Consider the following 9,915-nt stretch of genomic DNA (forward strand, 5'->3'; position numbering starts at 1 on the left):
GGCTGCCGGTGCGGGTTTTGTACCGGCAGCCTCTCCCGCATGGTGAGTTGCCTCCCAGCTGATGGGATTGTCGGGGGTGCCCCGTACCCTGGGAACCATGGCCGACGACTACTCCGTCCTGGGTTTTGAAACACGCGCGATCCACGCCGGGCAGCAGCCCGATCCCCGCACGGGTGCCGTCATCGTGCCGATTTACCAGACGTCCACGTACGCGCAGGACGGCGTGGGCGGCACCCGCGAGGGCGGCTACGAGTACTCGCGCACCGCGAACCCCACGCGGACCGCGCTGGAGGAAGCCCTCGCTTCGCTTGAGGGCGCCCGGCACACGCTGGCGTTCGCGTCCGGAATGGCCGCGTCCGACGCGGTGCTGCGCACGGTCCTGCGCCCCGGCGACCATCTGGTCCTGGGCAATGACGCGTACGGCGGCACGTTCCGGCTGATCGACAAGGTGCTCAGCCTGTGGGGTGTCGAGCACACGGTCGCGGACCTGAGCCGCATCGACGACGTACGGGCCGCGATGCGTCCGGAAACCAAGCTGATCTGGTGCGAGTCGCCGACCAACCCGCTGCTGGGCATCGCCGACATCGCCGCGCTCGCTGGCGCCGCCCACGACGCGGGCGCACGGCTGGTCGTGGACAACACCTTCGCGACGCCGTACCTGCAGACCCCGCTGGCCCTCGGCGCGGACATCGTGGTGCACTCGACCACCAAGTACCTGGGCGGCCACTCAGACGTCGTCGGCGGTGCGGTCGTCACCAACGAGGACGAACTGCGCGAGCAGCTCTTCTACCTGCGCAACGCCGCCGGTGCCGTCCCCGGCCCGTTCGACGCGTGGCTGACCCTGCGCGGTCTCAAGACGCTGGCCCTGCGGATGGAACGGCACAGCGACAACGCGGATCTGGTCGCCCGCACCCTGGCGAAGCACCCGAAGGTCACCAAGGTTTATTACCCCGGCCTCCCGGAACACCCCGGCCACGAGGCAGCGGCGAAGCAGATGCGCCGCTTCGGCGGAATGGTGTCGTTCCGCGTGGCGGGTGGCGAGGAAGCCGCGCTGGAGGTCGCTTCCCGCACGAAGCTGTTCGTGCTGGCGGAGTCGCTCGGCGGCATCGAAAGCCTGATCGAGCACCCGGGGAAGATGACCCACGCCTCGACGGCAGGCTCGACGCTGCAGGTCCCGGAAGACTTGATCCGGCTCTCGGTCGGCATCGAGGACGGCCGCGATCTGGTGGCGGACCTTACGCAGGCGCTGGGCTGACTTTTAGCTGGTTGAGGGGGCGCCGGGCTGGCTCCGGTGCCCCGTTCACGGCTTGGCGGGGCCAGCTGACCGGGCTTCGTCCGAGCGGCAGCCGAATCCGCCGCTGCGGTAAATCCAGGGCGGGATTTCGGCGGAGCTTGTTGCGGTCGATGCGGTCCGTCACGTCAATGCCAGGAACCTAAGCCGCGCGGCTTCAGCACGCCGACCGTCCACAAAGGACGTAACTACCGCCGAAATGCTCGACCAATGCCCAGGTGACCGCTTCCTCGTGGCTGTGAGGGGAACCCTGAGGGACTCAGAGTCCGTGAAGGTTCCCCTCACGGACGACAACTCCGCGCTCGTCATACCCCGCTGGCCAGCAGCCAACTGTCAGGGCTTGCTGTTCTCCTGAGCCGCGTTGGCCTGCCGGGTTCCGGTCGTCGCCGGGAGATCGGTGCCGTTGACGCAGCCGCCGACCAGTTCGATGTGGTTGTCGTGCCGGATGTACTGGGCGGGGCCGGTGCAGGCGGCCGCCTCGACCGTCGCGAAGGCGGCTCCGGTGAGGGCCACCGCGGACAGGATGCCCGCGGCGAGCGGCAGCAGACCGGTGCGGGACTGGGCTCGGGACTTCGCCCGGGCGGTGGTCCCGTGCTGCGCGCGTGCCATGGTCGCACTCCCTGATCCTGTGTGACTGCCGTTATCAGAGTACCGGTCCGCCGGGCGGCGCACCCCGGCCGTCCGTCGGTGGCATCATCGGCGCCATGGAACTGGTCAGCGTCGAGCGCATCCAGGAAGCTCGGAAGCTTCTCGAGGGCATCACCCGCGTCACGCCGATGGAGCACGCCCGCGACCTGCGCCGGCTGCACGGCGGCCCGGTGTACCTCAAGTGCGAGAACCTGCAGCGCACCGGTTCCTTCAAGATCCGCGGCGCCTACACCCGCATCCACGGCCTGACCGCCGAGGAACGCGCCCGCGGCGTCGTGGCGGCCAGCGCCGGCAACCACGCGCAGGGGGTCGCGCTGGCGTCGTCGCTGCTCGGCATTTCCTCGACCGTCTTCATGCCGCTGCGCGCTCCGCTGCCGAAACTCGCCGCGACGCGCGGTTACGGCGCGGAGGTCCACCTCCATGGCGCCGTCGTCGACGAAACCCTCGCCGAGGCCATCGCGTTCTCGGAGCGCACCGGCGCGGTCTTCATCCACCCGTTCGACCACGCCGACGTCATCGCTGGTCAGGGCACCGTCGGCCTGGAGATTCTCGAACAGGTGCCTGGCGTGAAGACGATCCTCGTCCCGACGGGCGGCGGCGGGCTCGTCGGCGGTGTCGGGGCGGCGGTGAAGGCGCTGCACCCGGAGATCCGGGTGGTCGGCGTACAGGCCGAAGACGCCGCCGCGTATCCGTCTTCGCTGGAGGCCGGGGCGCCGGTCCGGCTGCGCGAGGTGCACACGATGGCGGACGGCATCGCGGTCGGCGAGCCGGGGAAAACCAGCTACGCGCACGTCCAGTCGTTGGTCGACGATGTCGTGACGGTCACCGAGGAATCCTTGTCGCGCGCGGTATTGCTGTGCCTGGAACGGCGAAAGCTGGTCGTCGAACCGGCCGGTGCCGCTTCCGTGGCCGCGCTTCTGCAGCATCCCGGCGCTTTCGAACCGCCGGTGGTGGCGATCCTCTCCGGCGGCAACGTGGATCCCGTGCTGCTGCAACAGATCATCCAGCACGGCATGACCGCCGGCGGCCGCTACCTGAAGCTGCACCTGCGCGTACCGGACCGGCCGGGCTCGCTGGTTTCGGTGCTGTCGTGCGTGAAGGAACTGGGCGCGAACGTCCTCGACGTCGAGCACTCCCGCATCTCCGGCAGCCTGGCCCTCGGCGAGGTCGACGTCGCCCTGGCCCTGGAAACCCGCGGCCCGGAGCACTGCAAGGACGTCGAAGCCGCCCTCGCCGACGCCGGGTTCACGATCGTCAGTTGACTGTCTACTTTGGACCTTCCGGCAGCCGAGCGCTGAACCACAGCGGAAGGTAGTCCTCGTCGCGCGGGTAAAGCTCCTGGTCCAGTGCGTAATCCTCGGGCCGGGGCGGAGTGTGGAAGGCCGGTTCGTCGTCCTCGTTGAAGCTGGCCTGGTGGTTCGACGGCGGGTCGATGACCAGCGAGAGCGTGTACCAGGTGCCCCGGCCTTGGACGTACTTGCTGCGCCGCAACTGAGCCAACGGCTTCGACAACTCCCGCGCGACGGGCACCTGCTGTGTGCTTCCGTCGGCCATCCGCGCACCGCACGCGAGGTTCGCGTGCCTGCCCAGCGCCATGAAGTCGAACACGATCCGCTGCCAGCCTTGCGGAGCCGCCGCGATGAGTGCCGCCGAGATCTCGCTGAGCAGTTCGTCCGGATCCTGCGGCACCGGACGGCTCTTCTCAGCGGGAGGGCTGGTCATCGCCGCCAGCATCCGGTCCCGCGTCGCTTCGTCGACCTCGGGCACGGTGTACCCGGCCGCCCGGATGTGCTCGACGAACTCCGGATCCGGCGAAACCCCGTGCTCCCGCAGGTAATAGGCGACCGCGCCCGGCCACACCCAGCTGCCGTCGGTCCGGAAATTCAGCGGAACAGCGTCCGTGCGGGACGGATCGAAGGCGTCGGTGTCGTTGCTGCGGGAGGCCAGGATGACCGGCGCGTTGTCGAGGTAGGCGAGAACACGCTCGCTCTCCTCCGGCGACAACGCTTCCCGCTCGACGACCGGATGTCCCGTCTCGTCGAGCCCGTCGTAGACGCGCGGAGTGCGCAGCTCGCCTGCCGGGCTCGCGCCCGTCGCTGATTCCTGTTCGGAGACAACGGTTTCCGGCTCGGGAGCAGCCGATTGTTCTTCCGCGGGGATGGTTTCCGCTGCCTCGGAGGTTTCGGCAGCGATCTCGGCCGCCGCGACCTCGCTTGGCTCAGACTGCGCCTCGTCGCCAGCCGATGCCGGGGTCGCTGCGGCTTCCTGGAGCGCCGGGGGGACCGCCTGCTCCGCGTCGGGCAGCGGTGGTGGCGTGTTGGGCTCGTCTACGGGGAGTTCGGGAGGAGCTTGCGCGGCGTCTATGGGCTGGCCTGTCCCGGGCAGCGGTGGTGGCGTGTTGGGCTCGTCTACGGGGAGTTCGGGAGGAGCTTGCGCGGGGTCTGTGGGTTGGCCTGTCTCGGGCAGCGGTGGTGGTGTGTTGGGCTCGTCCACAGGGAGCACGGGAAGAGCTTGCGCGGAGTCCGTGGGCTGTTCTGGCGGGGAGAGCGGCGGAGGCGTGCTCGGCTCGTCCACGGGGAGTTCCGGAACAGCCCGCGCGTCCGCTGGCTCTTCGGCGCTGGGCAGCGGAGGAGGTGTGGCGGGCTCAGCCAAGGGCGGCGGATTCTCTGCGTCCGGCAACGGCGGCGGAACCTGCCCGGGGCTCGGCAGCGGAGGAGGCGTGGCAGGCCCAGCCGAGGGCGGCGGAGCCGGATTTTCCGCGCCCGGCAACGGCGGCGGAACCTGCCCCGCACCCGGCACCGGCGGAGGTACCGCAGGGTTCGAGCCAGGGACGGGCGGCGGAACCGGCTGTCCAGGAACCACACCCGGCGGCGGAGGCACTGCACCAGCCCGCTGCCGCAGCCACGGCGGTACGAATCGGTCTTCGCGCGGGAAGAAGCGCAGCTCGTCCTGGAAGCCGATCGGCGGAGGCATCTGTCGCCACCGCGGTTCGACGTCCGGGTGGTAGTCCGCGGACGGCGGCCGTTGCGGCGAGAACACCAGAGTCGCGCTCAGCCACGTGCCGCGGCCCGGCTGGTACATCCCGGTGCGCAGCACGCCGAACAGCCGCGGCAGCTCCGGATGCGGCTGGACCGGGTAGGTCCGGTTGTCCGGGGCGAGCACGGCGACGTCGACTTCCACGTGCCGTCCCGCGGCGCGGCAGACGACCTGCAGTTGCTGCCAGCCCGCGGGCAGCGCGGCCGCGGCCACCTGGCCGATCTGCTGGACTAGCTCCTGCTGCTGGGCGGCAGTGAGCGGCACCGGTGGCGGGGTCATGAGTTCAGCGGCTCCTCACCGGGCGAACGCTTCATTTCGCTTAACCGTTCCGCGGCGGGAGGATACCCGCGAGCAGGTTGGCCGGCGTGTAACCGGACCGCACGTCGAACGTCATCCCGACTGAGCGGGCGAGCACCGCCACCGCCAGCGGGGCCAGCGCGAGGAAACCTTCCGGATCGGTGGCGCGATCCTCGGCGGTCCAGTACTCGCGGTGCCGCTCCAGCGCGGAGACGAACGCCTCGGCGAACTTCTCCGAGTCCCGGCGCAGCACGTAGTAGAACATCCGGGTCGGCGGGGACACGAGCTGCAGCATCGCCGCGGGCGGCGTGAACCGCGCGGTGTCCGGGTCGGTGCCGTCCATTGCGGGCAGGAACATCTCCGGGGTCACCTCGCGGTGTGCGAGGAACGTCTGCAGCGTCTCGACCCACGGGTACAGGTAGGCGTCGTGCTCGACGCCCGAGGCGCGCAGCACGTCGAGCGGCACCGCGGCCAGCTGCTGGATCAGGACGTCGTCCCGTTGGATCACGGCGAGCCAGGCCGCGGTGATCCAGGCAGCCGGGTCAGTGCGCGGCGTGGGACCGGTGGCGGCGAAGCGCCGCGGGCGGCCGATCACTGCCTCGACCTCCTGCCCCTCCGGCGCGCACGCCGCGGTGAAAGCGGCGGCCGCGGCCTGCGCGGCGAGGGCGAGGTCGCCCCAGGTGTCCGGGTCCTCGGCGTCCGGATCGACGACGCTGCGGTACCGCGCCAGCATCAATTCCCGGCGCAGCACGTTCGCCAACGCGCTGGTGTCCTGCGTGAGGTAGTCGAAGTAGAAGGCCACCTGCGGCGACAACTTCTCGATCTGCTTCCACGCGACGTCGACGCTGACGGAATGCCGGGCAACGGCGATCCCTTGCGCCGGCTGGCCTGCGAGCGGCACGGTCATCCGCCGACGGTGATGTCCTGCGCCCACGGCGGCAGGAAGTCGGACCCGGTCTCGCGCATGATCTCCAGCCGCTCCCGGTAACGCTCGACATCCGGCGTGATGGCCTTGAACCACGCGCTGACCGAAGGCCACCCGACGCGGGCGGACTCGTTTTCGGTGAGGAGCCAGACCTGCGGGTCGTCCTGGTCCGCGTCCGCCCCGTCGATCACGTGGTAGGTGTACCCGCCGTGCGCGACCAGCACCAGTGCGCCGTCCACATCGGACAGTTCGGCATTCTGCGCGTTCGCGGTGGCGGCGGCGTGGTTCTTGGCCTCGCCGCGCACCGCTTGCACGCCCAGCGAACTGCCGGGCAGCCACAAACCGTGCGTCGTGCCGATGAGGCGCAGCACTTCCCTTGCCGCGGCCGGCACGGCGCGGGCGCGCTGGTCTTCCGCCATCGCGTCGATCTCGGCATCTGATGCGCCGCGCACCGATTCCGCGCGCAAACCGGCTTCGACCGCACCGGCGAAGATCGCGCGAACCAGTTCCGCGCCGTCGCCCGGAGACGCCGTCATCACATCAACCTTTCACCGGCGAGGTTGACGACCTCGACCCGGACATTCGGGAAAAGCTGCTTGTACTGCAGGATAACATCGGTACAGGAGTCGCAGATCTGGTACTCGTTCGGAATCATGTCCCGCTTGGTCGACGGCAGGTCCACGACCATCCGCAGGTCGCCGCTGAGATCTTCGCGCGTGACCGGGGTGTAGGGCTTCCCGGCCTGGTGCGCGCGTTCCGCACCGCGCCGGTTGATTTCCTCGAGGGCGCCGTCCATTCGGTCCCGGGCTCGCGCCGTGTCGCCGCGAAGTCCTTCGCGGTACATGTTTTCGTGGTTGTTCTTGAGGTACGCCGCTTCCTCGCGCCGGGACTTCTCGATTTCCTTCTTGACGATGTCGTCGATTTCGCCGCGGTCGAGTCCGGAACGCGACGCGAAATTGTGCCGCACCATTTCTTCGAGCAGTTTCGGTTCCGAGTCGTGGGTGCGGCCGAACTTGCCCTCCGGGTCGGGCATGCCGAGTTCGGGCCGGTACGGAGCGGCGTCCTTGGTGCCGAACAGCCGCTCGGACTTGGGCCACTCGGGGCCGTCCTTCGCCGGCGCCCAGTCGTGGGTTTTCCCGCTGAAACTGTAGAGATCGACAGTTTCGCCGTTCGCGTCGCGGAACCTAGCCGTGGTGAGGGCCCGTTCGTGCGGACGGCGCACGTCGTCGGTGAGCGGGTTGCGGTTGCCGTTCAGATCTCGCACGTCGTCGAGGCCCTCGGCGCGGCGGTCGCGGTTCTCCTGCCGGAGATCGCGCACGTCCTGGTCCCGCTGTTCCTGGTTAAACGGCGGTTGCCCGCGGTCGACGGCGCTGTCGGCGTCGATGTCGTGCGGGTCGTGGTGCTTGCCGTCCGGGGCGAAACCGTCGTCGCCGACGTGGTGGGACGTGCCGTCGGGACGGTGCACCGACCATTCGCCGTCCGGCGGGATCCGCGGCCGCATCCGTCCGTCGGGGCCGATTTCGTAGTCGGAGGAGAAGACCCGGCCGTTCGAATCGGTCCACGCCGGCTTGCTCGGTGCCATCACCTCGGTGTCGAGGTCGCGCGAGAGCCGGTGCGCGAAGTCGTTCGACCCCGCGTCGCAGCCGATCAGCCGGATCGGCCTGCCGTCGTAGTTTCCGTTGCGCCGCAGGATGTCGGCGAACTCTTCCGGCGTGTACAGCCGGTCGCCGATGCGGGCGTGGCCGTCCGCGGTGACGTGCACGTCCACCGTGTAGCGCCCGTCCGGGTCCGGCTGGACACGGTGCGGCAGATCGCCGAGTTCCGGGTCGCCGCGGTGGTACGAGCTGCCCGCCGGGGTGTCCTCGGCGTGCCGGTGGTTGACCTCGTCCGGCGACAGCGGCTCGTCGTGGTGCGGCAGAGCGCCGTCGTGGTCGGGGTTGTCGTGGTGGTCCGACCCGTCCGAGTCGTGGTGCTTCGGGTCCTGATGCTCCGGTTTGGGCTCCGGGCCGTCGTGGTCGGGCTTGCGCTCGGGCGCGTCGCGATCCGGCTTGTGGCCGGATTTGTCGTTGCCCGGCTTGCCTTCCGCGGCGTCGTGCTGGCCGGGCTTTTTGTCCGGGGCGGTCTTCTCCGGCTTGCCCGCCTTGTCGCCGTCCTTCGGCTTGCCGGACTCGTCGACGTTCGGTTTGCCGTTCTGCGCCGGGGATTCTTTTCCAGTCCGCTGTGGACTGTTGGCTTCGCCGGGTTTGGCCGGCGCAGCCGTACGCGCACCGCCGCGTGCGACGGGCTCGGGGGAGCCGTCGGGACGCCGTGCGCCACCGCCTGCCTCCGCGCCGCGCTGGCCTCCGCCAGGACCGGTCGCGACCACTGCCGCAGCCGGAGGTGCGGAGCCGTCGCCGGACCCGCGGTTCGCCGAGGAGGGCGATCCGCCGCCGGACGTGGGTGCGGGCTCCGAACGGCCGAGACCTGGCTCGGCCCCGGGGCGTTTGGGCTGCCCGGCTTCACCGCCGTCGCCGGGCCGCTGCGGGCCGCTGCTCGACGAATCCGACGGACGCTGCGGCGAAGAACCGCCACCCTCGGAAGGCCGTTGAGGGGCGGAGTCGCCAGTGCGCTGCGGAGACGAGCCGCCGTCGGAAGGCCGTTGCGGGGTGGAGTCGCCAGTGCGCTGCGGTGAGGAACCGCTGTCGGTGGGTCGTTGCGGGGCGGAGTCGCCAGTGCGATGCGGTGAGGAACCGCTGTCGGAAGGCCGCTGCGGTGAGGAACCGCCGTCGGTGGGCCGTTGCGGTGAGGAACCGCCGTCACTAGGCCGCTGCGGCCCAGGCCCGGAACGATCCGGAGTGCGACTCGGCCCGCCGCCGTCCGCTGGGCTCGAACCGCCGCTCGGCCGCCGACCCGAAGGACCGCTGTCCGGAACCCGGTTCGGCGCCACCTCGGGAGCGCGCGTCCCCGGCGTCCCGGTCCAGCCGCTGCCGCTGGGCCGAGGTGCCGGACCGCCGCCACCGGCCGGAGCGCTGGTCGGACTGCCGCCGCCACCCTGCTGCGGAATTCCGCCGCCCGCCGGGTTCTGGTTCGGCGAAGAACCACCCCCGTCATTCGAGCGAAGGTGTTGCGGGGGAGAGGATTGCGGAGCGGGAGCGTCCGCACGAGGCGGAGCGTATCCGCTCGCCGACGTCGAGTCGCTGCTGCTTGAGTGATGCGGGCTCGGCTCGCTGCCGCCGGAATGCGTGCCGCCGCCCGACGACGTCGACCCGCCGGAATGCGGAGCCCCGCTGGAGTGCGGAGCACTGGGCGGCGCGCTGACCGAGGACGGCGCGTCGCTGTGCGAAGAGCTTTGCGGCGAGTAGGAACTGTCCGCAGGACTGTCTCCGACGCCGCGAGACGTCGGGCTCGAATCACCGGCGAGCGTCGACGGGCTGGAGTCGGTGTGGCTCCCGCCGAGGCTGTCGGAACCACGCCGGGACGACGACGTCGCAGTGTCTATTGTGGACGGTACGCCGCCGTCCCGCGACGAGGAATGCGAACCGCCCGGCGAAGAAGGACTGTCGCTGCTCGGGCTGTCGGATCCGTTGTGGCTGCCGGAATCGCCCGAGTGGTCGCCCGGCGAGTCGGAGCTGTCCGAACTGTTGTGGCTGCCGTTCGGACCGTCGCCGCCGTCAGCACTGTCCGACCCGTTCGAGCGGCGCGACCCGGACGGCGAGCCGGTGTCCGCGTCGCTCGAACG

At 70.4% G+C, this 9,915-nt stretch carries 8 protein-coding genes; 3 read left to right on the forward strand and 5 right to left on the reverse strand.

What is annotated here, in order from left to right; translation table 11 throughout:
* The first annotated feature begins 97 nt into the window (after positions 1-97).
* Complete coding sequence (locus D0D37_RS20405; RefSeq protein ID WP_116202151.1) at positions 98-1,255, forward strand: cystathionine gamma-synthase; 1,158 nt, start codon at positions 98-100, stop codon at positions 1,253-1,255.
* A gap of 369 nt (positions 1,256-1,624) precedes the next feature.
* On the opposite strand, the gene D0D37_RS20410 is transcribed toward D0D37_RS20405, so the two are convergent.
* On the reverse strand, positions 1,625-1,900 hold the full coding sequence (locus D0D37_RS20410) for a hypothetical protein (protein ID WP_116202152.1): 276 nt from the start codon (positions 1,898-1,900) through the stop codon (positions 1,625-1,627).
* A 95-nt stretch (positions 1,901-1,995) separates the two neighbouring features.
* Between D0D37_RS20410 and ilvA the strand changes: the two genes are divergently transcribed.
* The gene (gene ilvA / locus D0D37_RS20415; RefSeq protein ID WP_116202153.1) at positions 1,996-3,201 is read left to right on the forward strand and encodes a threonine ammonia-lyase; all 1,206 of its coding nucleotides are present in this window, start codon (positions 1,996-1,998) and stop codon (positions 3,199-3,201) included.
* Between the two features lie 4 nt (positions 3,202-3,205).
* Here ilvA and D0D37_RS48860 read toward each other — a convergent pair whose 3' ends face one another.
* Genes D0D37_RS48860 through D0D37_RS20435 form a run of 4 tightly spaced genes read right to left on the reverse strand, consistent with a single transcriptional unit; the run spans position 3,206 to position 8,562 of the window.
* A complete protein-coding gene (locus D0D37_RS48860) occupies positions 3,206-5,254 on the reverse strand; it encodes a hypothetical protein (protein ID WP_116202154.1) in 2,049 nt (682 codons plus the stop codon).
* Positions 5,255-5,294: 40 nt separating this feature from the next.
* The gene (locus D0D37_RS20425; RefSeq protein ID WP_116202155.1) at positions 5,295-6,179 is read right to left on the reverse strand and encodes an immunity 49 family protein; all 885 of its coding nucleotides are present in this window, start codon (positions 6,177-6,179) and stop codon (positions 5,295-5,297) included.
* The gene (locus D0D37_RS20430) at positions 6,176-6,733 is read right to left on the reverse strand and encodes a hypothetical protein (RefSeq protein WP_116202156.1); all 558 of its coding nucleotides are present in this window, start codon (positions 6,731-6,733) and stop codon (positions 6,176-6,178) included. Before D0D37_RS20430 ends, D0D37_RS20425 begins: the two co-directional genes overlap by 4 nt.
* Complete coding sequence (locus D0D37_RS20435) at positions 6,733-8,562, reverse strand: hypothetical protein (RefSeq protein ID WP_116202157.1); 1,830 nt, start codon at positions 8,560-8,562, stop codon at positions 6,733-6,735. The genes D0D37_RS20430 and D0D37_RS20435 overlap by 1 nt, the downstream gene beginning before the upstream one ends.
* Before the next feature lie 1,105 nt (positions 8,563-9,667).
* Here D0D37_RS20435 and D0D37_RS20440 point away from each other — a divergent pair.
* Positions 9,668-9,915: hypothetical protein (locus D0D37_RS20440; protein ID WP_162834346.1), on the forward strand; the 248-nt coding region annotated here is incomplete at its 3' end.

The sequence above is a fragment of the Amycolatopsis circi genome (assembly GCF_003385235.1).
Lineage (GTDB): Bacteria > Actinomycetota > Actinomycetes > Mycobacteriales > Pseudonocardiaceae > Amycolatopsis > Amycolatopsis circi.

Bases quoted from the DNA above. Each gene is read 5' to 3' on its own strand.
- D0D37_RS20405 (WP_116202151.1), top strand. From the start codon at position 98: ATGGCCGACGACTACTCCGTCCTGGGTTTTGAAACACGCGCGATCCAC.
- D0D37_RS20410 (WP_116202152.1), bottom strand. From the start codon at position 1,900: ATGGCACGCGCGCAGCACGGGACCACCGCCCGGGCGAAGTCCCGAGCC.
- ilvA (WP_116202153.1), top strand. From the start codon at position 1,996: ATGGAACTGGTCAGCGTCGAGCGCATCCAGGAAGCTCGGAAGCTTCTC.
- D0D37_RS48860 (WP_116202154.1), bottom strand. From the start codon at position 5,254: ATGACCCCGCCACCGGTGCCGCTCACTGCCGCCCAGCAGCAGGAGCTA.
- D0D37_RS20425 (WP_116202155.1), bottom strand. From the start codon at position 6,179: ATGACCGTGCCGCTCGCAGGCCAGCCGGCGCAAGGGATCGCCGTTGCC.
- D0D37_RS20430 (WP_116202156.1), bottom strand. From the start codon at position 6,733: ATGACGGCGTCTCCGGGCGACGGCGCGGAACTGGTTCGCGCGATCTTC.